Source organism: Monashia sp. HAY1-2A, assembly GCF_056755315.1.
In genome coordinates this window covers 1-231 of record NZ_JBNDHY010000849.1, presented here as the reverse complement: position 1 = coordinate 231, position 231 = coordinate 1, and the positions used below count along the sequence as shown (strand labels likewise).

Here is a 231-nt window from a genome sequence, read left to right as displayed (position 1 = left end):
GACCAGGGTTTTGGCGGCAGCCAGTTCGGCAACGACGACGCCGACAGGTCCGTGATCTCCTCAGCTGTCATCGAGTCCTCTGATGGCGGGATCAGCTGGAGCCAGCCGCGGCTCATCACCAACGTCACCAAGCCCGGAACCAGCAAAACCAACCCCATGGCCGGCGACGTCCGCTCCAACTTCGCCTCCTCCGGCGAAGGCATCCAGCTCAAATACGGCCAGTACAAAGGC

1 protein-coding gene is annotated in these 231 nt (G+C 62.8%); it reads left to right on the top strand.

What is annotated here, in order from left to right:
* The coding region (locus ACPYOM_RS24160) for a hypothetical protein (RefSeq protein WP_481347927.1) at nucleotides 1–231 on the top strand (231 nt) is incomplete at both ends.